Source organism: Sphingomonas soli NBRC 100801, assembly GCF_001591025.1.
Lineage (GTDB): Bacteria > Pseudomonadota > Alphaproteobacteria > Sphingomonadales > Sphingomonadaceae > Sphingomonas > Sphingomonas soli.
The window spans coordinates 35,839-60,299 of record NZ_BCTZ01000013.1; the positions used below are offsets into that span (position 1 = coordinate 35,839).

Sequence of the window (24,461 nt, forward strand, 5' to 3'; positions counted from 1 at the left end):
GCATTGCCACGCTGCGCGGCGAGACGATGGGCACGACCTGGTCCGCGCGGATCGCGGGCGGCGCGCCCGGTCTCGCCGCTGCGGTCCAGGAGGCGCTCGACGGGGTCGTCGCCCAGATGAGCCATTGGGAAGCGGGCTCGAATCTCGGCCGCTTCAACGCCAGCGATCCCGGCCGCTGGCAGCCTCTGCCGCCGGCTTTCGAAACCGTGCTGCGCGCCGCGCTCGATGTGGCGAGCGCCAGCGGCGGCGCGTTCGATCCCGCGATGGGCGCGCTTGCCGATCTATGGGGCTTCGGCCCCGCAGGGCCCCGTCCCTTCCCCGATGATGCAGCGGTCGGCGCGGCTCTGGCAGTCTCCGGCGCGCGGCATATCGAGCAGGACGGCCGCCGCGCCCGCCGCCTCGCGCCCGCCGCGCTCGATTTCTCGGGCATCGCGAAGGGGTATGGCGTCGATGCCGTGGCGGAGCGTCTGCTCGGGCTCGGCCAGCGCGACTTCCTGATCGAAGTCGGCGGCGAACTTCGCGGCGAGGGGATCAAGCCCGATGGCCAGCCCTGGTGGGTCGATCTGGAGCCGGTGCCGGGCGCTGTGCTCGCGCCCATGCGCGTCGCGCTCCACGGCCTCTCGATCGCCACGTCGGGCGATTATCGCCGCGCCTTCGTCCATGCCGGCAAAAGCTATGCGCACACGCTCGATCCGCGCACCGGACGCCCGCTGGATAATGGCGTTGCCTCGGTGACCGTGCTCCACCCGCACTGCATGCTCGCCGATGCCTGGGCGACCGCGCTCACCGTGCTCGGCCCCGCCGGCATGGCGCTCGCCGAAAGCCAGCGCCTCGCCGCGCATATGGTCGTCCGAACCGAAACCGGCGTGACCGAACACCTCTCGCCAGCATTGGAGGCCTTGCTGAGTTGATCTCCCTCTCCCCTTCAGGGGAGAGGGCCGGGGAGAGGGGCACGCCGCAAGTACCGCGCTCCAAGCTCTGGCACGAAGGTCGCGCACTCCGCCCCGCAATCCGGCTCAGGCGTCGGGCCAACTTCACCCGTCACCCCGGGCTCCGACCCGGGGTCCCGCTTCTTCTTCTGAAATCTGGCTCAGGCGTCCGCCCAGCGCCGCAACAGATTGTGGTACACGCCCGTCAGCGCGATCACCGATGGATCGCCCTGCCCCAGCGCCGTCGCCGCGCCCTGCACGCCCTGGTCCATCTCGAACAGAATCCGCCGCGCATTGTCGTCGCGCACCATCGACTGGATCCAGAAAAAGCTCGCCACCCGGGTGCCCTGCGTCACCGGTTCGACGCGGTGCACGCTCGACGATGGATAAAGGATCGCGTGCCCGGCACCCAGCTTCACTTTCTTCTCGCCGAATGTATCCTCGATGACGAGATCGCCGCCAACATAGTCGTCCGGATGTTCCAGGAAGAGAGTCATCGAAAGGTCGCTCCGAATCCGGAAATCGCTCCCCCGCTGGATCCGAATGGCGCTATCGACATGCGCCCCAAACGCCTGTCCTCCCGCATAGCGATTGAACAAGGGCGGGAAGACCTTGAGCGGCAGCGCCGCCGCCACGAACAGCGCCGAACGCGCCAGCGCGTCGAGGATGATCGCCCCCGCCTCGCGGTGCGCCGGGCTGCCCTCGGGCAGTTGCTCGTTGCGCTTGGCGAGCATGGATTGCTCACCCGAAGTGACGTTTCCGTCCACCCATTCGGCCGCGTCAATGATCCCGCGCACCCGCGTGACTTCGTCCGCCGAGAGCAGATCCGGGATGGCGATCAGCATCCCCTTAGCTCCGGCCAGGGCGATGCCGCGAGGAAGGCGCGGGCCTTCTCGGCAAATCCCGGCGTCGCGGTCTCGAAGCACCGCCCGATCCATTCCCGCGCCTCTTCCATGCGCCCGGTGCCGGCCATCATCCGCGCATGATTAAACGCTCCGCGAAAGTCGCCGCCCTCGGCGGCAAGCCTATAAAATCCCGCCGCTTTCTCCATATCTTTCGCCACCACCCAGCCATCCTCATGGAAGCTGCCGATATAGTTGATCGCCTTGGCATTGCCCATCGCCGCTGCCTTCTCGAACCAGGCGAGCGCCGCGGCTTTGTCCTCGGTCAATCCTTCGCCAAGCGTCAGCGCCGTGGCATAATTATACATGCCCCATTCCAGCCCGCGCTCGGCCGCGATGCGGAAGCATTCGGCGGCGCGGACCTTGTCCACGGCCACGCCCCAGCCGAGATCATAGCAACGCCCGACCATGTTTAGCGCCATCAGATGGCCCTGCGCGGCGGCCTTGTTGAACCAGGCGAAACCCTCCGCGCCCTTGCCCATGTCGAGCAGCATCTGGCCCAGCACCGCCTGCGCCTCCGCCACGCCTTCCTCCGCCCCCTGCCGAATTAGCGCCGCCCGCTCCTCCGGCGAACCGGACAGGCGGGCGGCCACTTCCTCCGGAGAGAGATCGTCGATCAGAACTTCACTCCGATCGTGGCAAAGGCCGAGCGGCCCGGCGCGATCGCCGCATAGTGATTGGTATAGGCCTGGGTGAAATAGACCTTGTCGGTCAAATTCTGCACGTTGACGCTCAGCTCGATATTCGGCGTGACCGAATAGCCGAGCCGCGCGTCGAAGCGCCAATATTCGGGGATCGTGCGCGACAATATCTTGGTGGCCGGGTTGACCGTCACCACGCCTGCCGCGCTCTGCGTCGCCGAGCGATTGTCGGCATATCCGCCATATTGCTTGCTCGTGTAGAACGCGCCGCCCCCGATGCTGAGGCCGGGAAGGGGCTTTACGTCAGCCCATAGGGTGAAGCTGTTCTTCGCGGTCTGGGTCGCCATCCGGCCCGTGTTGACCGACGGCACCAGCACCACCTTGGCCGCCTGCGCGCCGACTGCCGGTGCGGTGAGCGCGGTGAAGCCGCCATCGACGATCTTGGGATCCAGATAGGTGTAGCCGCCAAAGACCGTGAGCCAGCTGGTCACATTGCCGTTGAAGCTAAATTCCACGCCCCGGATACGGCGCTTGCCGATGAACTCGATCGTGTTGTTCGGGCCGGTGACGCGGGCATTGTCGGTATCCGTCTGGAACAGCGCCAGCGTCAGCGCGAGCTGGTTCTCGAACAGGTCGGCCTTGGCTCCAACCTCGTACGACCGGGTCTTCTCGGTCTTCAGGCTGTCGAGCACGGCCAGGGCTGCGGGCGTATTTGCCGTGCCCAGGCTATTGCCTTCCTGCCCTTCGCCAAGCAGCGCGTTGGGCGGCGTCGCGGCGGTGGCGTAGCTTGCATAGAGGCTGGTATTGCGGGTCGGCTTGAAGACCAAGCCAGCCTGCCAGTTGAACAATTTGTCGGTGCGTTCCAGCGTGAAGCCCGGAGCGTCGGCAAGCGCCTGGGCATAGGTCCGGCCCGGCGTCACCTTGCTGGTGAAGTGGTCATAGCGCACGCCCAGGTTGAGGATCAGCGACGGCAGCAGCGTGATCGAATCGAACGCATAGATGCTCGCGGTGCTGGCCTCGTTCTGCGTCTCCCCACCCAGCAAAGTCTTCACGATGGGTGCCTGCGCCGTCGAGGTGTCGCTAGCGTAATTGACCCATGGCGCGTTCGGGTTGGGATTGAACAGACTGGCGCAATAATAGCGCGCGATCGTCGCCGTGTTGCAGCGCGGGCTAATCGTGCTGCCACTTGCCAGCGTTTCCGCGCCGGCAGTGGTCAGAAAGCCGCGGCTGACGAAGGTGCCCCGGCGCGCCTTCTCGAAGTTGAACTCCGCACCCAGCGCGAAGCTGTGCTTGATCGAGCCCGTGTCGAACGTACCGAACAGGTCGGTCTGGTTGGTCATGACGGTAGTGGAGCCATAGCGCGTGTTCGCACGGGTCCACACATAGCCGCCGGTCAGGACATCGCCACGCGCTCCCGCCGCGCCCGTCGTCGGGTTGGTCGCCGCGGTGCCATAGACATTGCCCTGGCTGTCGTCGGGCAGAAGGAAGATGTAGGATTGGTCATTGCGCGACCAGCGCGAGGTGTTGCGCAGCGTCACGTTCCCGAAATCATGCTCGGCCCGAAGCGTTGCCTGATGGGTGGTGGCGTCGCGGAAGTCGCGGCTCTTCAGGCCGTAGAACGCGGTGCGCTTCACGGTCCCGGTCACGCCGCCCGCCGTGGTGATGCGGCCGATCGCGGGTCCGGTCTCGACCTCGCCGGTGCCCGGATGATTGCCCAGCGTGTAGAGGAACGGAATGCCGCTATCGGGCAGTTCGTGGCTCTCCAGATAATAATAAGCCGCAGTCAGGCGGGTATCGGTGCCCAGGCCCAGCGTGACCGATGGTGCCACGCCCCAGCGCTGCGACCACACTGCGTCGCGTCCCGCTACATCCTGGTCGTGCCACATGCCAGCGATGCGAACACCGATATTGCTGCCCAGCTCACGGTTCACATCTACCGTGAAGCGCTTGTAGTCCGATGTTCCGACGCTGGCATTGGCGCGAGCGAAATCGCCCGTGACGGGAAGCTTCGAGACGATGTTGATCGATCCGCCCGCGCTGCCGCGTCCGCCCAGCGTCGAATCCGAGCCACGCACGATCTGGACCTGTTCGGTGGCGAAGACCTCGCGCGTCTGCGCCGCGATGTCGCGCACGCCGTCCACAAAGGTCGAGCCCTGGCCGTCAAACCCGCGGATGAAGGGACGGTCGCCGATCGGATTGCCGCCCTCCGCCGCGCCGAAGGTGATGCCGGGCACGGTGCGCAGCGCCTCGGAAAGGCTTGCAGATCCGGTCTGCTCGATCACCTGCGCGGGCAGGACAACTACCGAACGCGGAGTGTTGACCAGCGGTGCGGTCGTCTTGGGGCCCACCTGTTCGACGCGAACGCCGGTAACGACGATCTGGCTGTCGCTGCGATCCTGCTGGTCGTCTGCCGCCGTCGGCTTGTCTTCCTCTGGTGACGCCGAATGTGCAGGCGCGGTGGCGATGAAGCCGACCGCTGCGAGCGCGAGATAGGCTGGCGTGCGGCCCGCCGCAGGAGCGTTACGAATCACTGGGAATCCCTTCCTTGTTATGAAGGGGCGGCTATTGCGAAGCGTTCTCAGAGTCAACGCTATTGCGAGTAATTCGCAGGATTGTCGCAATTATGCTGGGTTACGCGTCCGATCCATCAGCCAGGTGCGGATCGCGCTGGCCAGATTGGGCGGTTCATCCGCGCCGATGCGCGCATGGTCGATCGCGGCGACCAGCGCATTGAGCGGCAAGCCCAAATCCCCGGCGGCCGTCTCCAGCGCTTCCCAGAAGATCGGCTCCAGGCTGATCGATGTCTGATGCCCCGCGATCGTCACCGAACGCTTGAGAGGCCCGTGGAAGCCGCCTTCGGGCGGCTCGACGTTCATTCGCTGTCGAACAGCGCCGCGAGCTGCTCGACCATCGTGCCCGCAAGCTGCTCCGCATCCATGATCGTCACCGCCCGCGCATAATAGCGCGTCACGTCGTGGCCGATCCCGATCGCCACCAGCTCGACCGGCGAGCGACTTTCGATCCAGGCGATCACCTGCCGCAGATGGCGCTCCAGATACGATCCCGAATTCACCGACAGCGTCGAATCGTCAACCGGCGCGCCGTCCGAGATCACCATCAAGATCTTGCGGTCTTCGGGACGTCCGATCAGCCGGTTGTGCGCCCAGAGCAAGGCCTCGCCGTCGATATTCTCCTTGAGCAGCCCCTCGCGCATCATCAGCCCGAGCGACTTCTTCGCCCGGCGCCATGGCTCGTCGGCCTGCTTGTACAGGATATGGCGGATGTCGTTGAGTCGGCCCGGCTGCGGCTGGCGCCCCTCGGCCAGCCATTTCTCTCGGCTCTGCCCGCCTTTCCATGCGCGGGTGGTGAAGCCCAATATCTCGGTCTTGACCCCCACCCGCTCCAGCGTGCGCGCAAGGATGTCCGCGCTAATCGCCGCGATCGAGATCGGCCGTCCGCGCATCGATCCCGAATTGTCGATCAGCAGCGTGACCACCGTGTCCTTGAACTCGGTGTCGCGCTCATGCTTGTAGCTGAGCGACAGCATGGGGTTGACCACGACGCGCGCCAGCCGCGCGGCATCGAGGATGCCTTCCTCCTGATCGAAGTCCCAGCTGCGGTTCTGCTGGGCCATCAGCCGGCGCTGGAGCCGGTTGGCGAGCTTGGTCACCGCCGATTGGAGATGAACCAGTTGCTGGTCCAGATAGGAGCGCAGCCGGTCCAGCTCCTCGGGATCGCACAGGTCGGTCGCCAGCACCTCTTCGTCGAACTGGCGCGTATAGGGCTTGTATTCGAATTGCGGCGGCAGGTCGCTCCATGGGCGATTGGGGCGCGTCGGCAGCATGCCGTCCTCCCCTTCGTCCCCGGGCTCGCCCTCGCCATCGTCCATCGCGTCGGATTGCTGCTGCTCGCCCTCTTCGCCCGCTTCGGAATCGCGCTCCTCGCCGCGCGCCTCCATCTGGCCCTCGCCCTGCTGGGCCTCTGATTCGCCATCCTCGTCGCCGGGCTGGTCCTGGTCTTCGCTGCCTTCGTCGTCCCCCCCGCCTTCGTCATCCTCGTCGGGCAGCATGTCGCCTTCGACCAGTTCCAGGTCGCGAAGCAGCTTGGCGGTGAGCCCCGCGAAAGCCTGCTGGTCATCGATCACCAGGCGCAGCGCATCGAGATCGTCGCCGGCGCGCTCCTCGATCCATTCGCGGATCAGCGCCATGCCCATCGCCGCGCTGGCCGGCGCCTCGCGCCCGGTCAGCCGTTCGCGCACGATCATCTGCACGGCCGTCGACAGCGGCACTTCCTCGCGATTGCGCGCGCGCGAGATCGGATCGGACTTGAGCCGCATTTCCAGCGCATGATCGAGATTCGCGGCGATTCCCGCATAGCCACGCGAACCGAGCGCCTCTACGCGGGCGGTCTCCACCGCGTCGAACACCGATCGCGCCACCGCCTCGCTCGGCGCGCTCTTCAGATGCAACCCATTGTCATGATATTTCAGGCGCAGCGCGAAACTGTCCGCAAAGCCCCGCGCCTCGGCCACCTGATCGGCGGGCAGCGAGCGCGACGGCATCGGCACCTTGATCGCCTTGCCATCCTGTCGCGGCGCATCGGCGGTGAAGCTCAGTTCCGCCTCCGCCTCGCCCGAAAGCGCGCGCGCGGTGCCGCCCAGCACGTTGCGCAGTTGATCGAGGGGGGAGTCGACGGCCATATCCGCCTATTGAGCGGCAGTGGCCGCAATCGCAAGAGCGGGCACGCCTAGCCGCGCCGCAGACTGCGCCAAATGCGTTGCCAGCGCGTAAGCGGCGGCGGAGGGGGTGGGGCCGGTTCGTGCTTCACCGCGCTGAAACGCTCGGTCTCGAAACCCATGCGCGAATGGACCAGATCCTTGAGATAGGCGAGGTCGTCGCCGCTGATAGGGCCGTCGGGATCGTCCCGCCAATTGCTCTTCCACCGGCTGGGATGGAGCGGATCGTCTTCCGGCCCGTTCCCGCTCAAGCCTTCGCCACCACGCTTTCGGGCAGATCCTTGCCGAACACGCGCTGATAATATTCGGCCACCTGCGCACGCTCCGCTTCGTCGCACTTGTTGAGGAACGAGAGGCGGAAGGCGAAGCCGACATCCTTGAAGATCAGCGCATTCTGGGCCCAGGTGATGACCGTGCGCGGGCTCATCACCGTCGAGATGTCGCCGTTGATGAAGCCCTTGCGGGTCAGGTCAGCCACGCGGACCATGTTCTCGACGGTCGCCTTGCCCTCGGGCTGATCATATTCGCCCGACTTGGCAAGCACGATCTGCGCCTCGACCGCGGCGGGCAGATAGTTGAGCGTGACGACGATGTTCCATCGGTCCATCTGGCCCTGGTTGATCTGCTGCGTGCCGTGATAAAGCCCGCTGGTATCGCCCAGGCCCACCGTGTTGGCGGTCGCAAACAGGCGGAAATAGGGGTTCGGGCGGATCACGCGGTTCTGATCGAGCAGGGTCAGCTTGCCCTCGGTCTCGAGGATGCGCTGGATCACGAACATCACATCGGGGCGGCCGGCGTCATATTCGTCGAACACCAGCGCCGTGGGGGTCTGCAGCGCCCAGGGGAGCAGGCCCTCGCGGAATTCAGTGACCTGCTTGCCGTCCTTCAACACGATCGCGTCGCGGCCGATCAGGTCGATGCGGCTGATATGGGCGTCGAGGTTGATGCGGATGCACGGCCAGTTGAGCCGCGCCGCGACCTGCTCGATATGCGTCGACTTGCCGGTGCCGTGATAGCCCTGCACCATCACGCGGCGATTATGCGCAAAGCCCGCCAGGATCGCGAGCGTGGTGTCGCCATCGAACACATAGGCGGGATCGAGATCGGGCACGCGCTCATCCGCCACGCTGAACGCGGGGCATTCCATGTCGATATCGATGCCAAATACGTCGCGGACCGAGATCATCTTGTCGGGCGCGGGGAGGATCGTGGTGTCCCGGCTATCGGGCTGGGTGTTCGGAATGTCGGCCATGATTCAATCCTGTTTCGCCCGAGCGACTAGAGCCTCGCGTCCCCCGCCGCAACGCCAAAGCGGCGCGCATCTTCCCACTACCGCGCTTTCATGAGATTATGACGTCACCGAAACGCTTGCGCGAGGGGAAGTCGATGATCAGGCAGCTGATATTCCTGGCGCTGGCAGGCGCCTCGCTGAGCTCCTGCGACTGGGGCAAGAGCCCTCCGCCGCCGCCCCCTGCGCCCGAGCGCCCGCGCCCCGCACCCGAGCAACCGATCGAGTGGATCACGCCGGACCCCGAATGCCGCGGATCGCTGCACCGGGGCGAATGGCTGGTCTGCGACAACAAGAATGTCCGCTATCTTCACCGCACGCTTGCCGAGCAATGGGCAAGTGCGCGTCAGGGTGCCGATCGCCGCCAGATTCGCCTGATATATCGCCAGCAGGAAGCGCTGCTCGCCGAGCGCCGCTTGTGTGAGGACGCCGCCTGCGTCGCCACCGCCTATCGCCGCTACATCACGGGCTATGCTCAGCCCCAGCCGCGTCCGACATGGACCCCGAAGCCGCGCAAGCCCAAGCCACAACGTCCGCGCAAGCCGCACGGCGTGCATGGCGGCGGCTGGTACGACAGGGACTGGCAACCCGGCCGGCGCCGCGGCGAGCAAAGCTGCGCCGCAGAGGTTGGCGGCTCGGCATCGGCCTATCTGGTGAAGCAATGCCGCGTCGTGAACGGCCGCTGGGACCGGAGCTGCACCGCCGACATGACCTGCGACGATCTGCGCGACAAGATCGCCAATGGCTGCTCAAGCGGCGACCGCAGGCCCGGCTTCTGCAACCGCCGCTAGGCTTAAGGTCCGTCAGTCCGCAGGAAAGGCCGGGAGCCGAAAGAGCGTTACGAAGCGCTGTGCCTGGCCGAGGTCGCCAGTCACCTCGACGCGCCCCTCGCGGATCGATTCCGCCAGCGGCGCGGGCCCGTAAAAGGTCGCGGCGAGCTTCAGCGGCTCACCGACGAAGACAATCCCCGCGCCCTCGGGCTCGCGGCGCTCGATCGCGAGCCTGCCCTGCACGATCGCCGCGCGGAACGGCTCGCCGCCGATGCGGAAGCCCAGGTCGGGCGCAAAGGCCGGGTCCACGCGCGGGTCCATCATCGTGCGCAGCGAAAGCATGAAGGCCGTATTGCTCAGCGGCAGCGTCACGTCGTGCGCGGGCGATCCCGCCGCCCAGCGGCTGAGCGCGAAGATCGGCTCCTCCAGCGCATAGCCCCAGCGGGTGAGTTCATAGACCTGGGCGTTGGCGGGCGACGGCAGAGTGCGGCGGCGCATGATGCCCGCTTTCTCCATCCCCTCCAGCCGCTGCGTGAGGACGTTGGCGCTCAATCCGGGAAGCGCGCCCCGGATCTCGCCGAACCGGCGCGGCCCGAGCAGCAGCTCGCGCACGATCAGGAGCGCCCAGCGCTCGCCGATCAAATCCATCGCCAGCGCGGTGCCGCATGCGTCGCGATACCAGCGGCGAAGCTTGCCATAGTCAGCAGTTATCTTTTCTGACTGCATAGTTGCTTTTTGTAACCATGAAAGGCATCAACATCAAGGAACACGATTCGCCCCTGTAAGCGGAGCCTTGCATGACGCTCGTACCGAGTCAGTCCGCGATTGCGAACGATCTCCCGTCCCCGACCGAGCTCGCCGCGCGCAGCGCGATGCGCTGGGCGAATGAGAGCGCCACCTATCGCGAAGCACGGACCGCGCTCCTCGCGCAAGAGATCGCGCTGCGGCGTCAGATCGAACGCGTGGCGGCGCAGCGGCGCGCGCTTCCGCCTGGGCCGGTGATACGCCCCGATTACGCCTTCGAAGGTGACGGCGGACCGGTGACGCTCGCCCAGCTGTTCGGCGACGAGGATTCGCTGATCGTCTATACTTGGATGTACGGCCCGCACCGCGAGCGGCCCTGCCCGATGTGCACCTCGATGCTCTCGTCGCTGGATGGCGAGGCGCTCGATCTGCGGCAGCGGGTGGCGCTGGCAGTGGTCGCGCGCTCGCCAATGGCGAAGCTCAGCGCGGTCGCTCAGGAGCGTGGCTGGCGCCATCTGCCGCTCTATTCGGATGGCGAGGGTAACTTCAGCCGCGATTTCGCGGGCGTCGCCCCCGACGGCAGCGATCAGGCGCAGATCCTCGTTTTCACCCGGCGGGACGGTGCGATCCGGCTGTTCTGGGCGGCCGAGATGGACGAGAATACCGCCGATCCGGGCCAGGATCCGCGCGGCGCGCCCGATGTGATGCCGCTCTGGACGTTTCTTGACTGTACACCCGAGGGACGCGGGACAGACTGGTATCCTTCGCTGACCTACGAAAACGACTGAACCGGAGAGACGCATGCCACAGATGATCTTTGTGAACCTTCCCGTGGCGGATGTCGCCCGGTCCACTGCCTTTTACGAAGCGCTCGGCTTCATCAAGGACCAGCGCTTCAGCAACGAGATGGCTTCGGCCATGCAGTTGTCGGACACGATCGTGCTGATGATCCTCAATCCGGATTTCTTCCAGACCTTCACCCCCAAGGCGATCGCCGATGCCCACGCGACGACCGAGGTGCTGCTCTGCATTTCGCGTGAGAGCCGCGCCGAGGTGGACGCCATCGTCGAACGGGCCGCCGCAGCGGGCGGGCGGGCCGACGTTCGCCCGGTGCAGGACATGGGATTCATGTATAGTCGTGCCTTCGAGGATCCGGACGGCCACATGTTCGAGCCGATGTTCATGGACATGGAAGCTGCGATGGCCGCCTTCCCCGACGGCCCCGCCCACGAGCCGGCCTGACCGGAACGAGGAGAGAGAGACCATGAGCGACAAGATCACCACCGTCCTCTGGTTCGACCATGTCGGCGAAGAAGCGGCCAGCTTCTACGTCTCGCTGCTTCCGGACAGCCGCATCGACAATGTGATCCGCGCGCCCGGCGACAATCCCAGCGGCCCCGAAGGCGGCGTGCTCGTCGTCGATTTCACGCTGGCGGGCCGCAAATATTCCGCGCTCAACGGCGGGCCGAATTTCAAGCCGAACGAGAGCATCTCCTTCATGATCCTTACCGAGGATCAGGAAGAGACCGATAGGCTGTGGAACGCGATCGTCGGCAATGGCGGCGCGGAAAGCGCCTGCGGCTGGTGCAAGGACAAATGGGGCTTCAACTGGCAGATCACCCCGCGCATCCTGCTCGATCTGCTGAGCGATCCCGACCGTGCACGCTCGAAGCGCGGCTTCGAGGCGATGATGACCATGCAGAAGATCGATATCGCGGCAATCGAAGCCGCGGCGAACGGCTAATTCAGGAGAGAGATGATGACCTATATAGAGGGTTTCCTCGTCCCCGTGCCGGAGGCGAACCGCGAGGCCTATGTCGCCCATGCCAAAAGCTGCCTGCCCTATTTCAAGAAGCACGGCGTCACCCGCGTGGTGGAGGCGTGGGGCGATGACGTTCCCGACGGAAAGATCAACGATCTGAAGAAATCAGTAGCGGCCGAAGCGGGCGAGACGGTCGTGTTCGCCTGGTTCGAATATCCGGACAAGGCGGCGCGCACCACAAGCCAGGCGGGAATGATGGCCGATACCGAAATGGCCGCGATGGGCGCAGACATGCCGTTCGACGGGCGCCGGATGCTCATCGGCGGCTTCGAAACGATCCTCGATGAGGGATCGCCCACGGGCACCCAATATATCGACGGCTATATCCTTCCCGTGCCGACCGAGAAGAAAGAGGCGTATCGGAAGATGGCCGCGGAGGTCACGGTCCTGTTCATGGAATTCGGCGCGCTGCGCGCCGTGGAATCCTGGGGCGACGACGTGCCCGACGGCAAGCTGACCGATTATAATCGCGCATCGCTCAAGGAGCCGCATGAGTCGGTGGTCTATTCCTGGGTCGAATGGCCCGACAAGGCGACGCGCGACGGGGGCTGGGCCCGCATGATGGAAGACGAGCGCATGCAGTTCCGGGACGATCCGGTGTTCGACGGAAAGCGCATGATGTGGGGCGGCTTCGTGCCGCTGATCGATACCGCCAAAGGCTGAGGAATAGGGCCATGCCGAACCAGCACGGAAGCTTCATCTGGTACGAATTGCTCACCCGCGACGTGAAGGCCGCCAAGGCATTCTACGACAAAGTCGTCGGCTGGAATATCCAGGCCGAAGCGCCCCCCGGCGACATGGATTATCGCATGATCGAGGCGGCGGACGGCAATGCGGGTGGAGTGATGCAGCTCAACGCCGATATGGTCGCGGGCGGCGCGAAGCCGGTCTGGCTCGGTTATCTCTGCGCCGAAGATGTCGATGCGACGGTCGCCGCAATCGCCGCCGATGGCGGGCAGGTCCAGCTTCCCCCCTTCGACATTCCCGGCGTCGGCCGCCTCGCGATGGTCACCGATCCGCAGGGCGTACCATTTTACGTGATGCGCGGCGCCAGCCCGGAAAACAGCACCGCATATCAGCGCATGGGCTTCCAGCATGTAAGCTGGAACGAGCTCAACACGTCCGACGATGCCGCCGCGCTCGCCTTTTACGGCAAGCATTTCGGCATCACCAAGATCGGCGCCATGCCGATGGGGCCGATGGGCGATTACAGCTTCATCGCTAATGCCGAGAGCCAGGGCGATGCGATAGGCGCGGTGATGCGAACGCCTGAGGGGGCGAAATCCGGCTGGAAGTTTTATTTCCGCGTTCCCGACATTCATGCCGCCAAGGCCGCGGTCGAGCAAGGCGGCGGAACCGTGCTGAACGGCCCGGATGAAGTTCCCGGCGGCGAACTCACGCTGCACGCGCTCGATCCCGATGGCGCATTCTTCGGGCTCGTCGCGCCCGGCAACGGCGGCTGAGATCAGGCGAAGGCGGGCGAGCGTTTGAGCTGTTGATACGCCTCGATCACCGCCTGCAGCTTGTTCTCATGGCTGCGGTCGCCGCCATTGCGGTCGGGGTGGTATTTGCGGACCAGATCGGAATAGCGCCGCCGTAGCGCCATCCGATCGGCATCGGTGTCGAGCGCAAGCACGCGCATCGCCTCGCGGTCGCGGCCCGACAGCGGCTTGCCGTCCTTGCGCCCGGCCGCATCCTGCATCCGCTGGCGGAAGCGCGCGCCGATGGCATCGAGCGGATCGGCAAAGTCGGCCCAGCGCGGCGGGCGGTCGGCGCCACCGGTCGCGTTGAACGCACGGGTCTCGCGCTCCCATCCGGCGAGCGGACGCTGTGCGTCATGGATTTCATCGGGGCTCATGCCGCGGAAGAAATTATAGCCCGAGTTGAACGCGCGGACATGCTCGAGGCAGAGCCAGCGGAACGGAGGCGGCCCATCGCGGCCCACCTGCGCACCCTCTACCAAAGGCGCGCGAAACTCACCGGGCTCGCTGCAGCCCGGCTCGGCGCACACGCGTCCCTGCGCCTCCACGCGGCCGTGGAAACGGGCATTCGGACGATCCTTCCTTGGCTGGCTTTCGGCCACGCGACTCCCTCGAACAAACGCCCTATATAAGCGCGATGACCGACCTCGCCACCGCCCCGCTGGGCGAAATCATCGCCGCCCGCCTCACCGCCGCACTCGCCCCATCGCACCTGGAAGTGATCAACGACAGCCATCACCATGCCGGGCACATGGGCGATGACGGCACCGGCGAATCGCATTGGACCGTCATGGTCGAGAGCCCGGCCTTTTCGGGCGTTTCGCGCGTCCAGCGCCAGCGGCTGATCAACAACGCGCTCGCAGATCTGCTCGCCACGCGCATCCATGCGCTTGCGATCAAGGCCCGCGCGCCTGGAGAGTAAGGCGCCGAGTGCGATCCGGAACAGGATCGTTTCGGCATCGGCGGTTGTCCGCAGGACGCATCGGCGTATCCTGCCCCGATGAACGACAGCCTGATCCTCCAGACCATCGAGCCGGTGACCCATGATCTGGGCGGCTTCAAGGTCCATCGCACCCTGCCCTCGCGCCCGCGCACGATGGTCGGCCCCTTCATCTTCTTCGACCAAATGGGCCCGGCCCGTCTCGAAATCGGCACCGGGATCGACGTGCGCCCGCACCCGCACATCAACCTGGCAACCGTGACCTATCTCTATGCCGGCGCGATCGACCATCGCGATTCGCTCGGCACCTTCGCGACGATCGAGCCGGGCGCGGTAAACCTGATGACCGCGGGCAAGGGCATTGTCCATTCCGAGCGCTCGCCCAGCGCCGAGCGCACCAAGGGTCCCGAGCTTTCGGGCCTCCAGACCTGGCTTGCGCTCCCCGAGCAGTTCGAGGAAGTGGACCCCGCCTTCGAGCATGTCGCCGCCGCCGACCTGCCGGTAATCGAAGGCGACGGCGCGACCTGCCGCGTCATCATGGGCGATCTCTGGGGCGCTTCGGCCCCGACCACGACCTACGCCCAGACCATCTATGCAGACATCGCGCTCGATTCCGGGGGCAGCGTGCCGATCGATCCCGCCGCCGACGAACGCGCTCTCTACCTCGCCACCGGCGAAGCGACGCTCGACGGCATGACGCTCGAACCGATGACGCTCTATGTCCTCCGCCCCGGCACCCGCGCCACGCTCCGCTCGGAATGCGGCGCGCGCGTCGCTTTGTGCGGCGGGGAGGCGTTCCAAACCCCGCGCCATGTCTGGTGGAACTTCGTCTCGTCCAGCCGCGACCGCATCAACCAGGCCAAGGCCGAGTGGAAGGCGGGGGCGTTTCCCAAGGTCCCCGGCGACGACAAGGAATGGATCTCCATCCCCGAAGTCCCCAACACGGTGAGCTATCCCTAAGACCCGCGCCAGCGTCTGCGCCCGAAAACAGCGCTACGCCAGCGAGGCGGAGGCGCTGGCGGCGATCGCACGCTCGGGCCTGCCGCTTCGCCTCTATTGCTGCGACCGGTGCTTTCGCTACCATCTGACCAGCCGCACCAAAGGAAAGCGGAACATGGGAGAGAAGAATGCCGGGCTTTGACCTTCAGCGGATCGCGCTCTCCACCAGGGTCGAGCTCGATGTCGCGATCGCAGGCGATCCCGCGAACCCGCCGCTGATGTTCCTCCACGGCTTTCCCGAATCGCACCGTACCTGGCGTCACCAGATCGCCGAGTTCGCCCGCGATCATTATGTGGTCGCGCCCGACCAGCGCGGCTTTGCGCGGTCGTCCAAGCCCGATGGGGTCGAGAGTTACACGCCCGACAAGCCCGTCGCCGACCTGCTCGCGCTCGCCGATCATCTGGGCATCGGCCAGTTCACGCTTGTCGGCCATGATTGGGGCGGCGCGATTTCGTGGATGGCTACGCTCCAGAACCCGCAGCGGATCGCACGGCTGATCATCGTCAACGCGCCCCACCCGCTCGTCTTCCAGCGCTCGCTCTATGACGATCCCGGCCAGCGCGAGGCGAGCCAATATATGACCGCGTTCCGCAATCCGGGCTTCGAAGCCTTTGTCGATTCGCTCGGCATCCCCGGATTCTTCGACACCACCTTTTCGAAGCACGCCAATCCCGAACTGCTCGCTCCCGAACGCGACGCCTATATCGACGAATGGTCGCAGCCCGGCGCGATTACCGCGATGCTCAACTGGTACCGCGCCAGCGCCGTGGTTGTCCCCGCCCCCGGCGAAACGCCCGATCGCCCCGCCTGGCTCGACGGCCCCTTCCCGCCCGTCACCCAGCCGACGCTGGTTATCTGGGGCACCGAAGACAAGGCGCTGCTGCCGGTGCAACTCGAAAAGCTCGATCGCTACGTGCCCGACCTCACCGTGATCCGCGTCGATGCCGGGCATTTCGTACCGTGGGAAAACCCTGTTGCGGTCAACGAAGCGATGCGGGAATGGCTGGCCAGCCACTCTCCAGTAGCCCCGTAGGACAGCAAGGTCAGGCGTCGACAGCCAGTCCCTCGACCCAGGCGCCATGCGCCTGCGACGCCGCGACCATCCTGCGCGGCGGGCCATCGGGCCAACTTCGTACCCAGACTTCCTGCCGGTGCATCGTCCGATCCGGCTCCATCTCGACCCAGGCCAGCGGTCGCTCCGCACTCGTCCGCGCACCGCTGGCCTCGATCAATGCGGTTATCCGCCCCTGCGTTTCCAAAGGCAGATACTGCCACACCACCGAATGCATCACCACCCGCGTCACCCCGGCGGCTTGTGGCGTGGCCAACTGCGCCTCCAGCCAGTCCGCTGCGTCGGCCTGAACCAGATCCACAGGCCGCTCCGCGATCATCGCGATCGCTCCGGTCATCCGCGCCTGCCGCTCGGGATTGTCCGCCCACACATAGGCCCGCAGTCGGTCCGCAGCGGCGGGATCGCGCACATCCACCGGCGCCTGATCGCAGCCGCGCACGTTCGCGAACCGCACCGGGGCCTGCGGCGGCGCTTTCCCGCGCCATTCGGGCCGGATCACCACCGGAGCATCCTCCGGCCCAAGCGTCACTCCGCCCAGATCGAAACGATAGCGATCGATCAGCAGGTTGAGCCCGGCGCTCGATCCGATCTCCAATATCTCCAGCGGCTGACCGAAGCGGCGCGCAACCTCGATCAGCCCGCACATCAATGCGCCCGATCTGCCCGCTTCATTGGTCTGGGGCGGTCCGTCGAGCCAGCCGTACAATTCGTCGTCATGCGCGATCAAAGCCGCGGATAGAGCCGCTTTGACCGCGTCCGGATCGGTCACGGCCCCATCGAATATATCGGCCAGCGCCTTGCCCTTCAGCGCCAGCGAATGCAGCCCGCCCACCGTGCGCAAAGGCAGTGCCGCCTTGGTCGGGTCCCCTTCCCAATCCAGAGCACGTGCGCCGGTGCGGCTGTCGCGGTTCAGGCAATCGGCCAACGCGAGGCTCACCCGTCCCGTGATCGGCGCGTCCATCGCGACGCAATAGCGGCTCTGGAAGCGATAGGCTTCGCGGTTGGTTGCTTCGTCGGCCACACTCGATCTCCTGAACAGCTTTTGTTGCGCGCGAGGGCACCCCCAAGTAAAGCCCGGCTCTCCATGACCGAACCGCTCATCCTCGCCGTGCCGAAAGGGCGCATTCTCGAAGAATGCCTGCCCTTGCTCGCCCATGTCGGAATCATCCCCGAGCCAGCCTTTGCCGATGAGAACAGCCGCGCGCTGCGATTCAAGACCAACAGCCCGGCGATCGACCTGATCCGCGTGCGCGCATTCGACGTCGCCACCTTTGTGGCGCATGGCGCGGCGCAGCTCGGCATTGTCGGATCGGACGTACTGGCCGAGTTCGCGTATTCGGAACTGTATGCGCCGGTCGATCTGGGCATTGGCCATTGCCGCATCTCGGTCGCCGAACCTGTTGACATGGCGAAGAAGGACGATCCGCGCGGCTGGAGCCATGTGCGCATCGCCACAAAATATCCGCATATCACCCGCGCCCATTTCGAGGCGCGCGGCGTGCAGGCCGAATGCGTGAAGCTCAACGGTGCGATGGAGCTGGCTCCGGTGCTGGGCCTCGCGCCGCGCATCGTCGATCTGGTCTCGTCGGGCCGCACGCTCAAGGAGAACGGGCTGGTCGAAGTCGAGGTGATCGCGGAGGTCACATCGCGCCTGATCGTCAATCGCGCCGCGTTCAAGATGCGCGCGGGCGAAGTCGTTCCCTTGGTCGACGCCTTCCGGAAAGCAGTCGCATGATCCGCCTCGATTCCTCCGTCCTGGGCTTTGGCAAGGCGTTCACCCAGCTCGTCAACGCGCGCCGCGAGGCCGATGAGGATGTCGCGCGCAACGTCACCCACATCATCAAGCGCGTCCGCGAGGAAGGCGATGCTGCGGTCAGGGATCTGACCCGGTTGTTCGACAAGCATGATCTGGACGCCACCGGCTGGCGGATCAGCAGCGGCGAATGCCTGAAAGCCTGGGAAGGGCTCTCCACCGAGTTGCGCGACGCGCTCGAACTCGCCGCCGAGCGGATCGCCGCCTATCATGTCAGGCAGATCCCCGAAGACAGCGAGCATGTCGACGATCAGGGTGTCCGCCTGGGCGCGCGCTGGACGCCCGTCGAGTCGGCCGGCGTCTATGTGCCCGGTGGCCGCGCCGCCTATCCCAGCTCGGTGCTGATGAACGCCCTGCCCGCGCGCGCCGCAGGAGTCGGACGCCTTATCATGGTGACTCCCACGCCCAATGGAGAGGTCAACCCGCTGGTCCTCGCCGCCGCGCACCTTGCCGGCGTGGACGAAATCTGGCGCATCGGCGGTGCGCAGGCGATCGCCGCGCTCGCCTACGGCACCGATCGCATCTCGCCGGTGGACGTGATCACCGGCCCCGGCAACGCCTGGGTCGCCGAGGCCAAGCGCCAGCTTTACGGCGTGGTCGGCATCGATATGGTCGCGGGTCCGAGCGAGATCGTGGTGGTCGCCGACGCGAAGAACGATCCCGATTGGATCGCCGCCGATCTGCTCAGCCAGGCCGAACATGATCCGACCAGCCAGTCGATCCTGTTCACCGACGACGAAGCCTTTGCTGACAAGGTCGCTGAAGCGGTCGATCGCCAGATCGCCGCGCTCAGCACAGCAGAGACGGCGCGGGCAAGCTGGGACGCGAACGGCGCGATCGTGCTGGTCCGGACGCTGGCCGATGCCATCCCCCTGGTCGATCGCCTTGCGCCCGAACATCTCGAACTCGCCTGTGACGACGCCGAGGCGCTGTTCGAGCAGGTTCGCCATGCCGGATCGGTATTCATCGGCCGCCATACGCCCGAGGCGATCGGCGATTATGTCGCGGGCCCCAACCACGTACTTCCCACCGGCCGCCGCGCGCGCTTCGCATCGGGGCTGTCGGTGCTCGATTTCATGAAGCGGACCAGCTTCCTGCAGCTGGACGAAGCCAGTCTCGCCGCGATCGGCCCCGCCGCCGTCGCGCTTGCGGGCGCCGAGGGTCTGCCGGCACACGCAAAGTCGGTGGCGATCCGGCTCGAGCAGAGCTGATGCGCACGCCCGATCTGCACGATGACGGCTGGTGCCTCGAAAGCGGGCTCGAGCGGCACCTGCTCCATCCCGAAAGCTTCCCGATCCCCGACGAGCGGGCACGCCGCTCGCTCCATCCCGGCGACTTCGCCAAGCTGACCTTCCTCGTCCAGACGGAGGACGACGAAGATCCCATCGTCGAGCGCATGTGGGTCGTGGTGCGCGAGGTCGCGGGCGATACGTATTTTGGCTTGCTCGATAACGAGCCGGAAATAGACGAGAATGACGAATTCTGGCTGGGAACCGAGCTTCCCTTCGGCCAGGAGCATGTCATTGAAATTCAAAAGGGCGAAGCGGGAAGCCGCGACTATGCCGCCCGTCCCCCACTCAGGAGTTGGCCCCGTGCCTAGCCCGAAAGCAAAGACCCGTTCCAAGGCGCGCGCCGCCGCCCGCCTCGCCGCTGTCCAGGCGCTGTATCAGCGCGAGATGGAGGGCACGCCGATCACCGCATTGCTCCACGAGTTCCACCAGCACCGGCTGGGCGCGACGATCGAGGACGTGGAATATGCCGATGCCGACGTCGGATTTTTCGACGATATCGTGAAGGGCGTCGACGCGCGCCGCGACGAGATTGACGGGGTGATTTCCGCCAGACTCTCCGCCGACTGGTCGCTCGAACGGCTCGACAAGCCGATGCGCCAGATCCTCCGCGCCGGCGCTTATGAACTTATGGCGCGCCGGGATGTGCCGGTAGGCGCGGTGATCAGCGAGTATCTGGACGTGACGGACGCGTTCTACGACCGCCGCGAGAAGGGCTTCGTGAACGGCCTTCTCGATGCGATCGCGAAGGAAGTGCGGAGCTGACCGAAGCCGAGTTCATCGCAGCTCTGCGCACCCTGCCGCTCCACGCGGGCGCGCACGGGCTGATGGACGACACCGCCACGCTTGAATTTGGCGGCGAGACATTGGTGCTCACCCACGACGCGATCGCGGAAGGGGTGCATTACAAGCCCGGCACCGATCCCGCCGATGTCGCGTGGAAGCTTGTCGCGGTAAACTTGTCTGATTTGGCCGCCAAGGGCGCGGAGCCGATCGGCGTGCTGATCGGGGCAACGCTCAGCGACGCGCGCTTCATCCAGGGCCTGCGCGAGATCCTGACCGCATATTCGGTGCCGTTGCTCGGCGGCGACACCATCTCTGTGCGCCCCGCAGTCTATGGCTGCACCGCCATCGGCCGCGCCCCGGCCGTGCCGAAGCGCACCGGTGCCAGACCGGGCGACGCGCTATGGGTCACCGGTGAGATCGGCGCGGCGATGCGCGATTTCGCCGTCGACGGCCCTGCCTATCGCCGCCCCCGCCCCCGCCTTGCCGAAGGCCGCGCGCTCGCCCCGCATGTCACCGCGATGATGGACGTGTCCGATGGACTGCTGCTCGACGCGCGCCGCATCGCGGAGGCAAGCGGATGCAGCGTCGAGATCGCGTTAGGCGAGATACCCTTTGCACAGGGCGTGGACGATCGTCTCGCCGCGGCGGCCTGGGGCGATGATTATGAATTGCTTTTCGCAGCGCCCGCAGGCTTCACGCCCCCCGTCCCCGCCGCCCGGATCGGCGTGCTGACGTCCCCCGGCGAAGTCGCTTTGCGCCTCGACGGCGAAATCCCCCCGGGAAAGCTGGGTTATCAGCACGGTTAAGCGCGCTTGCGCTCCCTAGAAGCCTGCTTATACCTTTCACCCGCGCCAAGACCGACAACAAAGATCGGCGTGGCTCTGACTTTCGCAGTCTAGGGGAAGGACTTCACCAACATGACGATCGTTTATATCGCCATAGTCTGCGGCCTGATCGCCGTACTCTATGGTATTTTGACCGCCCAGCAGGTGCTTAGCGCGCCCGCTGGAAACGAGAAGATGCAGAGTATCGCCGCCGCTATCCAGGAGGGCGCAAAAGCCTATCTGGGTCGCCAGTACCTCACCATCGCAATCGTCGGCGCGATCGTCGCCGTCATCCTGTTCTTCACCCTCGGCACCTTGTCGACGCTCTGCTTCCTGATCGGCGCGATCCTTTCGGGCGTGGCGGGCTTTGTCGGCATGCACATTTCGGTGCGCGCCAATGTCCGCACCGCAGAGGCCGCACGCGGCTCGCTGCAGGGCGGGCTGACGCTGGCGTTCCGCTCGGGCGCGATCACCGGCATGCTGGTCGCGGGCCTCGGCTTGCTCTCGATCGCCGGCATCTTCTGGTACCTCGTCGGCCCCGCCGGCAAGGATCTGGGCGAGCTTGCCGATCGTCGTGAGATCATCGCCGGGCTCACCGCGCTCGCATTCGGCGCTTCGCTGATCTCGATCTTCGCGCGTCTCGGCGGCGGCATCTTCACCAAGGCGGCCGATGTGGGCGCCGATCTGGTGGGCAAGGTCGAAGCCGGGATCCCCGAGGACGATCCCCGCAACCCCGCCGTGATCGCCGATAACGTCGGTGACAATGTCGGCGACTGCGCAGGCATGGCTGCCGATCTATTCGAAACCTATGTCGTCACTATCGGCCTCACCATGGTCTCGATCGCGCTTCTGCTCGCAAATGTCGGCAGCGAAGCGCTGATGCAGTTGATGTCGCTCCCGCTGATCGTTGGCGGCGTGTGCATCATCACGTCGATCATCGGCACCTATATGGTCCGCCTCGGCGGCAGCCAGAACATCATGGGCGCGCTGTACAAGGGCTTCTGGACCACCGCAGTCCTCTCGATCCCGGCTATCTATGTGGCAACCAGCTACACGCTGACCGGCCAGTTCTTCGGCGACATGAACAACGTTGTGGGCACGCTGGGAGACGATCCCGCCGCCGTGATCGAAGGCACGGGCGACATTTCCGCGCTCGTCGCCAAGGAATTCACGGGCATGAGCCTGTTCCTGTGCATGATGATCGGCCTGGCCGTCACCGGATTGCTGGTGTGGATCACCGAATATTACACCGGCACCAATTATCGCCCGGTCAAGTCGATCGCCAAGGCATCGGAAACCGGCCACGGCACCAACGTGATCCAGGGCCTGGCGATCAGCCTTGAATCGACTGCGTTGCCGACGCTGGTGATCGTCGTGGCGGTGATCGCCGCCTTCCAGATCGCGGGCATCATCGGCGTGGCGTTCGCCGCAACGTCGCTGCTGGCGCTGGCCGGCATGGTCGTCGCGCTCGACGCCTATGGCCCGGTGACCGACAATGCCGGCGGCATCGCCGAAATGGCGGGCCTGCCCGACGACGTGCGTCACAAGACCGACGCGCTCGACGCGGTGGGCAACACCACCAAGGCGGTGACCAAGGGCTATGCGATCGGCTCTGCCGCGCTCGCCGCACTGGTGCTGTTCGGCGCGTACACGACCGACCTCAAGGAGTTCTTCCCCAACGTCTCGGTCGATTTCTCGCTGAGCAATCCTTACGTCATCGTCGGGCTGCTGCTCGGCGCGCTGCTGCCCTATCTGTTCGGCGCATTCGGCATGACTGCCGTGGGCCGCGCAGCAGGATCGGTGGTGGAAGACGTCCGCGCCCAGTTCCGCGACAATCCGGGCATCATGGAGGGCACCAGCCGTCCCAATTACGCCCGCACCGTGGACATCGTCACCAAGGCAGCGATCAAGGAGATGATCGTCCCCTCGCTGCTGCCGGTGCTGAGCCCGATCGCGGTCTATTTCATCATCACCGCGGTCGCCGGCCAGAGCGAAGGCTTTGCGGCGCTGGGTGCGATGCTACTGGGCGTGATCGTCTCGGGTCTGTTCGTCGCCATCTCGATGACCTCGGGCGGCGGCGCATGGGACAATGCCAAGAAGTATATCGAAGACGGCAATTACGGCGGCAAGGGATCGGAAGCCCATAAGGCTGCCGTGACCGGCGACACCGTGGGCGACCCCTATAAGGACACCGCGGGCCCGGCCGTGAACCCGATGATCAAGATCACCAACATCGTGGCGCTTCTGTTGCTCGCGGCGTTGGCGGGGCATGTCGTCTAACGGCGACCGCCTCGACGAGAACAACAAAGCCCCGCCCGGACCCTGGTTCGGGCGGGGTTTTTTGTTTGGGGGCTACGCTTCGACCGACTTGACCTCTATAGGAAGCCAATGATCGGCATCCCCCTCCAAACGGCCGCTGAGGCTTTCGACGCAGCAAGCATGGGCCTTGAGACCTACAAGTTGCGCCATCTTCAGAGCGATTTTATTTGCCCGTATCCAGATTGTCGCTCCTACACGATTCATCACTGGGGTGTGATGTACGCCATTTCGCGTTTGGTGGGCGCATCGACATACTCAACGCGAGAACTTGAAGGCGCTCATATAACTACTGCGTTTTGCCAGTCATGCGAACGCGACGTGATTTTTCTTGACGGTAAGATGGTTAAGCCCGCGACAAGCGAGGCGCCGCCCCCCGCGGAGGATATTCCAGTCGAGATATTGAACGAATATACGGAAGCAGCTGCAATTCTACCGGGTTCACCCCGCGGAGCAGCGGCGCTACTAAGATTAGCAGTTCAAAAACTGCTGCCGTTACTTGGCGCCACAAAAAGAGATATCAACGATCAAATTGGCGAGTTGGTCGCGAAACAGGTAGTATCACGGCGCGTCCAGCAAGCGCTCGATACTATGCGCGTCATCGGCAACGAAGCAGTTCATCCTGGAACGATCGACCTCAAGGACGACGCTGCTACCGCCATGGGACTGTTTCGCCTGCTAAACTTCATCATTGAGAAGGCCATTAGTGAGCCGAAACACGCTGATGAAATGTTCGCGAAGCTCCCACAAGGCAAAGTTGAAGCAATAGCACGTCGCGATGATGGGACTGAGTCAGTCTAGATAATCAATCCAGCCCCAGCAACCAGCGATCTAGCCGCACCACATCCACCCGCGCTTCAGGCAGCGCAGCGTTCAACTCCAGCCGGTGGCGCATCACCCAGCGCTGACAGGCGGGCTTGCTGGCGAAAGCAGCGAAAGCGGAACGGTTGGGGCGGAGCGTATGGCGATCGACGAGGAATCGCGCGCCGCGGGTGCAGCCTGGGGCGGCGGTCCAGTCGCGGCATGGAGCGACGACGCTCGGCACCCAATAAGCGCGGCGCGCGTCCAGAAGATCAACGTCGGCTCGACGCATCGCCTTCCTCTCCCAA

The 24,461-nt window shown here is 65.3% G+C and carries 28 protein-coding genes; 17 read left to right on the top strand and 11 right to left on the bottom strand.

Going from position 1 to position 24,461, the window contains the following annotated elements; translation table 11 throughout:
* The first annotated feature begins 26 nt into the window (after positions 1 to 26).
* Complete coding sequence (locus SSO01S_RS09470; protein WP_083942946.1) at positions 27 to 911, top strand: FAD:protein FMN transferase; 885 nt, start codon at positions 27 to 29, stop codon at positions 909 to 911.
* A 179-nt stretch (positions 912 to 1,090) separates the two neighbouring features.
* Here SSO01S_RS09470 and SSO01S_RS09475 read toward each other — a convergent pair whose 3' ends face one another.
* The 7 genes from SSO01S_RS09475 to cobS form a co-directional block, all read right to left on the bottom strand.
* Positions 1,091 to 1,774: a Fe2+-dependent dioxygenase gene (locus tag SSO01S_RS09475; RefSeq protein WP_066798449.1), complete on the bottom strand. Its 684-nt coding sequence runs from the start codon at positions 1,772 to 1,774 to the stop codon at positions 1,091 to 1,093.
* Positions 1,768 to 2,424 carry a tetratricopeptide repeat protein gene (locus SSO01S_RS09480; RefSeq protein ID WP_245646709.1) on the bottom strand — a complete coding sequence of 219 codons (657 nt, stop codon included), beginning with the start codon at positions 2,422 to 2,424 and terminating at the stop codon, positions 1,768 to 1,770. The genes SSO01S_RS09475 and SSO01S_RS09480 overlap by 7 nt, the downstream gene beginning before the upstream one ends.
* Before the next feature lie 23 nt (positions 2,425 to 2,447).
* Complete coding sequence (locus SSO01S_RS09485; protein ID WP_066798450.1) at positions 2,448 to 5,003, bottom strand: TonB-dependent receptor; 2,556 nt, start codon at positions 5,001 to 5,003, stop codon at positions 2,448 to 2,450.
* 90 nt (positions 5,004 to 5,093) lie between these two features.
* Positions 5,094 to 5,348, bottom strand: coding sequence for a ribbon-helix-helix domain-containing protein (locus SSO01S_RS09490; RefSeq protein WP_066798451.1), 255 nt, complete (start codon positions 5,346 to 5,348; stop codon positions 5,094 to 5,096).
* Entirely contained in the window at positions 5,345 to 7,171 is a 1,827-nt protein-coding gene (gene cobT, locus SSO01S_RS09495) for a cobaltochelatase subunit CobT (protein ID WP_066798452.1), read from the bottom strand. Before cobT ends, SSO01S_RS09490 begins: the two co-directional genes overlap by 4 nt.
* Before the next feature lie 47 nt (positions 7,172 to 7,218).
* Positions 7,219 to 7,458: a hypothetical protein gene (locus SSO01S_RS09500; RefSeq protein WP_066798453.1), complete on the bottom strand. Its 240-nt coding sequence runs from the start codon at positions 7,456 to 7,458 to the stop codon at positions 7,219 to 7,221.
* Positions 7,455 to 8,459, bottom strand: coding sequence for a cobaltochelatase subunit CobS (gene cobS, locus SSO01S_RS09505; RefSeq protein ID WP_066798454.1), 1,005 nt, complete (start codon positions 8,457 to 8,459; stop codon positions 7,455 to 7,457). The genes SSO01S_RS09500 and cobS overlap by 4 nt, the downstream gene beginning before the upstream one ends.
* 134 nt (positions 8,460 to 8,593) lie before the next feature.
* Between cobS and SSO01S_RS09510 the strand changes: the two genes are divergently transcribed.
* Complete coding sequence (locus SSO01S_RS09510) at positions 8,594 to 9,286, top strand: lysozyme inhibitor LprI family protein (protein WP_157073710.1); 693 nt, start codon at positions 8,594 to 8,596, stop codon at positions 9,284 to 9,286.
* 12 nt (positions 9,287 to 9,298) lie between these two features.
* Here the strand turns inward: SSO01S_RS09510 and SSO01S_RS09515 are convergent, their stop codons facing one another.
* Positions 9,299 to 9,991: a winged helix-turn-helix transcriptional regulator gene (locus SSO01S_RS09515; RefSeq protein WP_066798456.1), complete on the bottom strand. Its 693-nt coding sequence runs from the start codon at positions 9,989 to 9,991 to the stop codon at positions 9,299 to 9,301.
* 71 nt (positions 9,992 to 10,062) lie between these two features.
* Here SSO01S_RS09515 and SSO01S_RS09520 point away from each other — a divergent pair, with 71 nt between their 5' ends.
* From SSO01S_RS09520 to SSO01S_RS09540, 5 genes are read left to right on the top strand one after another with little or no spacing between them, the layout of a single operon-like run.
* A complete protein-coding gene (locus tag SSO01S_RS09520) occupies positions 10,063 to 10,797 on the top strand; it encodes a DUF899 family protein (RefSeq protein ID WP_066798457.1) in 735 nt (244 codons plus the stop codon).
* Between the two features lie 13 nt (positions 10,798 to 10,810).
* On the top strand, positions 10,811 to 11,251 hold the full coding sequence (locus tag SSO01S_RS09525; RefSeq protein WP_066798458.1) for a VOC family protein: 441 nt from the start codon (positions 10,811 to 10,813) through the stop codon (positions 11,249 to 11,251).
* Between the two features lie 22 nt (positions 11,252 to 11,273).
* On the top strand, positions 11,274 to 11,753 hold the full coding sequence (locus SSO01S_RS09530) for a VOC family protein (protein WP_066798459.1): 480 nt from the start codon (positions 11,274 to 11,276) through the stop codon (positions 11,751 to 11,753).
* A 15-nt stretch (positions 11,754 to 11,768) separates the two neighbouring features.
* On the top strand, positions 11,769 to 12,494 hold the full coding sequence (locus SSO01S_RS18075; protein WP_083942968.1) for a DUF1428 domain-containing protein: 726 nt from the start codon (positions 11,769 to 11,771) through the stop codon (positions 12,492 to 12,494).
* A gap of 11 nt (positions 12,495 to 12,505) precedes the next feature.
* Positions 12,506 to 13,294: a VOC family protein gene (locus SSO01S_RS09540; protein ID WP_066798460.1), complete on the top strand. Its 789-nt coding sequence runs from the start codon at positions 12,506 to 12,508 to the stop codon at positions 13,292 to 13,294.
* 2 nt (positions 13,295 to 13,296) lie between these two features.
* On the opposite strand, the gene SSO01S_RS09545 is transcribed toward SSO01S_RS09540, so the two are convergent.
* Positions 13,297 to 13,914 (bottom strand): J domain-containing protein, encoded by a 618-nt coding sequence (locus tag SSO01S_RS09545; RefSeq protein ID WP_066798461.1) that lies wholly within the window; start codon positions 13,912 to 13,914, stop codon positions 13,297 to 13,299.
* A gap of 35 nt (positions 13,915 to 13,949) precedes the next feature.
* Here SSO01S_RS09545 and SSO01S_RS09550 point away from each other — a divergent pair, with 35 nt between their 5' ends.
* From SSO01S_RS09550 to SSO01S_RS09560, 3 genes are all read left to right on the top strand, one after another.
* Positions 13,950 to 14,234 carry a BolA family protein gene (locus SSO01S_RS09550; RefSeq protein ID WP_066798462.1) on the top strand — a complete coding sequence of 95 codons (285 nt, stop codon included), beginning with the start codon at positions 13,950 to 13,952 and terminating at the stop codon, positions 14,232 to 14,234.
* A 78-nt stretch (positions 14,235 to 14,312) separates the two neighbouring features.
* A complete protein-coding gene (locus tag SSO01S_RS09555) occupies positions 14,313 to 15,212 on the top strand; it encodes a pirin family protein (protein WP_066798463.1) in 900 nt (299 codons plus the stop codon).
* A 167-nt stretch (positions 15,213 to 15,379) separates the two neighbouring features.
* The gene (locus SSO01S_RS09560) at positions 15,380 to 16,285 is read left to right on the top strand and encodes an alpha/beta fold hydrolase (RefSeq protein ID WP_066798464.1); all 906 of its coding nucleotides are present in this window, start codon (positions 15,380 to 15,382) and stop codon (positions 16,283 to 16,285) included.
* A 10-nt stretch (positions 16,286 to 16,295) separates the two neighbouring features.
* On the opposite strand, the gene SSO01S_RS09565 is transcribed toward SSO01S_RS09560, so the two are convergent.
* On the bottom strand, positions 16,296 to 17,345 hold the full coding sequence (locus SSO01S_RS09565) for a DUF2332 domain-containing protein (RefSeq protein ID WP_066798465.1): 1,050 nt from the start codon (positions 17,343 to 17,345) through the stop codon (positions 16,296 to 16,298).
* Positions 17,346 to 17,408: 63 nt separating this feature from the next.
* Between SSO01S_RS09565 and hisG the strand changes: the two genes are divergently transcribed.
* The 7 genes from hisG (at position 17,409) to SSO01S_RS17830 (ending at position 24,153) form a co-directional block, all read left to right on the top strand.
* Entirely contained in the window at positions 17,409 to 18,059 is a 651-nt protein-coding gene (gene hisG / locus SSO01S_RS09570; protein WP_066798466.1) for an ATP phosphoribosyltransferase, read from the top strand.
* The gene (hisD, locus tag SSO01S_RS09575) at positions 18,056 to 19,348 is read left to right on the top strand and encodes a histidinol dehydrogenase (protein WP_066798467.1); all 1,293 of its coding nucleotides are present in this window, start codon (positions 18,056 to 18,058) and stop codon (positions 19,346 to 19,348) included. The genes hisG and hisD overlap by 4 nt, the downstream gene beginning before the upstream one ends.
* On the top strand, positions 19,348 to 19,737 hold the full coding sequence (locus tag SSO01S_RS09580) for a hypothetical protein (protein WP_066798468.1): 390 nt from the start codon (positions 19,348 to 19,350) through the stop codon (positions 19,735 to 19,737). The genes hisD and SSO01S_RS09580 overlap by 1 nt, the downstream gene beginning before the upstream one ends.
* A complete protein-coding gene (gene nusB, locus SSO01S_RS09585; RefSeq protein WP_066798469.1) occupies positions 19,697 to 20,191 on the top strand; it encodes a transcription antitermination factor NusB in 495 nt (164 codons plus the stop codon). The genes SSO01S_RS09580 and nusB overlap by 41 nt, the downstream gene beginning before the upstream one ends.
* Positions 20,188 to 21,018 carry a thiamine-phosphate kinase gene (gene thiL / locus SSO01S_RS09590; RefSeq protein ID WP_066798470.1) on the top strand — a complete coding sequence of 277 codons (831 nt, stop codon included), beginning with the start codon at positions 20,188 to 20,190 and terminating at the stop codon, positions 21,016 to 21,018. Before nusB ends, thiL begins: the two co-directional genes overlap by 4 nt.
* 111 nt (positions 21,019 to 21,129) lie before the next feature.
* On the top strand, positions 21,130 to 23,316 hold the full coding sequence (locus SSO01S_RS09595) for a sodium-translocating pyrophosphatase (RefSeq protein ID WP_066798471.1): 2,187 nt from the start codon (positions 21,130 to 21,132) through the stop codon (positions 23,314 to 23,316).
* Positions 23,317 to 23,424: 108 nt separating this feature from the next.
* Entirely contained in the window at positions 23,425 to 24,153 is a 729-nt protein-coding gene (locus SSO01S_RS17830; RefSeq protein ID WP_218000357.1) for a DUF4145 domain-containing protein, read from the top strand.
* 4 nt (positions 24,154 to 24,157) lie between these two features.
* On the opposite strand, the gene SSO01S_RS09605 is transcribed toward SSO01S_RS17830, so the two are convergent.
* Positions 24,158 to 24,445: a hypothetical protein gene (locus SSO01S_RS09605; RefSeq protein WP_066798472.1), complete on the bottom strand. Its 288-nt coding sequence runs from the start codon at positions 24,443 to 24,445 to the stop codon at positions 24,158 to 24,160.
* Positions 24,446 to 24,461: the final 16 nt, after the last annotated feature.

Coding starts and splice junctions, on each gene's coding strand:
- SSO01S_RS09470 (WP_083942946.1), top strand. CDS start 27: ATGGGCACGACCTGGTCCGCGCGGATCGCGGGCGGCGCGCCCGGTCTC.
- SSO01S_RS09475 (WP_066798449.1), bottom strand. CDS start 1,774: ATGCTGATCGCCATCCCGGATCTGCTCTCGGCGGACGAAGTCACGCGG.
- SSO01S_RS09490 (WP_066798451.1), bottom strand. CDS start 5,348: ATGAACGTCGAGCCGCCCGAAGGCGGCTTCCACGGGCCTCTCAAGCGT.
- cobT (WP_066798452.1), bottom strand. CDS start 7,171: ATGGCCGTCGACTCCCCCCTCGATCAACTGCGCAACGTGCTGGGCGGC.
- cobS (WP_066798454.1), bottom strand. CDS start 8,459: ATGGCCGACATTCCGAACACCCAGCCCGATAGCCGGGACACCACGATC.
- SSO01S_RS09510 (WP_157073710.1), top strand. CDS start 8,594: ATGATCAGGCAGCTGATATTCCTGGCGCTGGCAGGCGCCTCGCTGAGC.
- SSO01S_RS09515 (WP_066798456.1), bottom strand. CDS start 9,991: ATGCAGTCAGAAAAGATAACTGCTGACTATGGCAAGCTTCGCCGCTGG.
- SSO01S_RS09520 (WP_066798457.1), top strand. CDS start 10,063: ATGACGCTCGTACCGAGTCAGTCCGCGATTGCGAACGATCTCCCGTCC.
- SSO01S_RS09525 (WP_066798458.1), top strand. CDS start 10,811: ATGCCACAGATGATCTTTGTGAACCTTCCCGTGGCGGATGTCGCCCGG.
- SSO01S_RS09530 (WP_066798459.1), top strand. CDS start 11,274: ATGAGCGACAAGATCACCACCGTCCTCTGGTTCGACCATGTCGGCGAA.
- SSO01S_RS18075 (WP_083942968.1), top strand. CDS start 11,769: ATGACCTATATAGAGGGTTTCCTCGTCCCCGTGCCGGAGGCGAACCGC.
- SSO01S_RS09540 (WP_066798460.1), top strand. CDS start 12,506: ATGCCGAACCAGCACGGAAGCTTCATCTGGTACGAATTGCTCACCCGC.
- SSO01S_RS09550 (WP_066798462.1), top strand. CDS start 13,950: ATGACCGACCTCGCCACCGCCCCGCTGGGCGAAATCATCGCCGCCCGC.
- SSO01S_RS09555 (WP_066798463.1), top strand. CDS start 14,313: ATGAACGACAGCCTGATCCTCCAGACCATCGAGCCGGTGACCCATGAT.
- SSO01S_RS09560 (WP_066798464.1), top strand. CDS start 15,380: ATGCCGGGCTTTGACCTTCAGCGGATCGCGCTCTCCACCAGGGTCGAG.
- hisG (WP_066798466.1), top strand. CDS start 17,409: ATGACCGAACCGCTCATCCTCGCCGTGCCGAAAGGGCGCATTCTCGAA.
- hisD (WP_066798467.1), top strand. CDS start 18,056: ATGATCCGCCTCGATTCCTCCGTCCTGGGCTTTGGCAAGGCGTTCACC.
- SSO01S_RS09580 (WP_066798468.1), top strand. CDS start 19,348: ATGCGCACGCCCGATCTGCACGATGACGGCTGGTGCCTCGAAAGCGGG.
- nusB (WP_066798469.1), top strand. CDS start 19,697: ATGCCGCCCGTCCCCCACTCAGGAGTTGGCCCCGTGCCTAGCCCGAAA.
- SSO01S_RS09595 (WP_066798471.1), top strand. CDS start 21,130: ATGACGATCGTTTATATCGCCATAGTCTGCGGCCTGATCGCCGTACTC.
- SSO01S_RS17830 (WP_218000357.1), top strand. CDS start 23,425: ATGATCGGCATCCCCCTCCAAACGGCCGCTGAGGCTTTCGACGCAGCA.
- SSO01S_RS09605 (WP_066798472.1), bottom strand. CDS start 24,445: ATGCGTCGAGCCGACGTTGATCTTCTGGACGCGCGCCGCGCTTATTGG.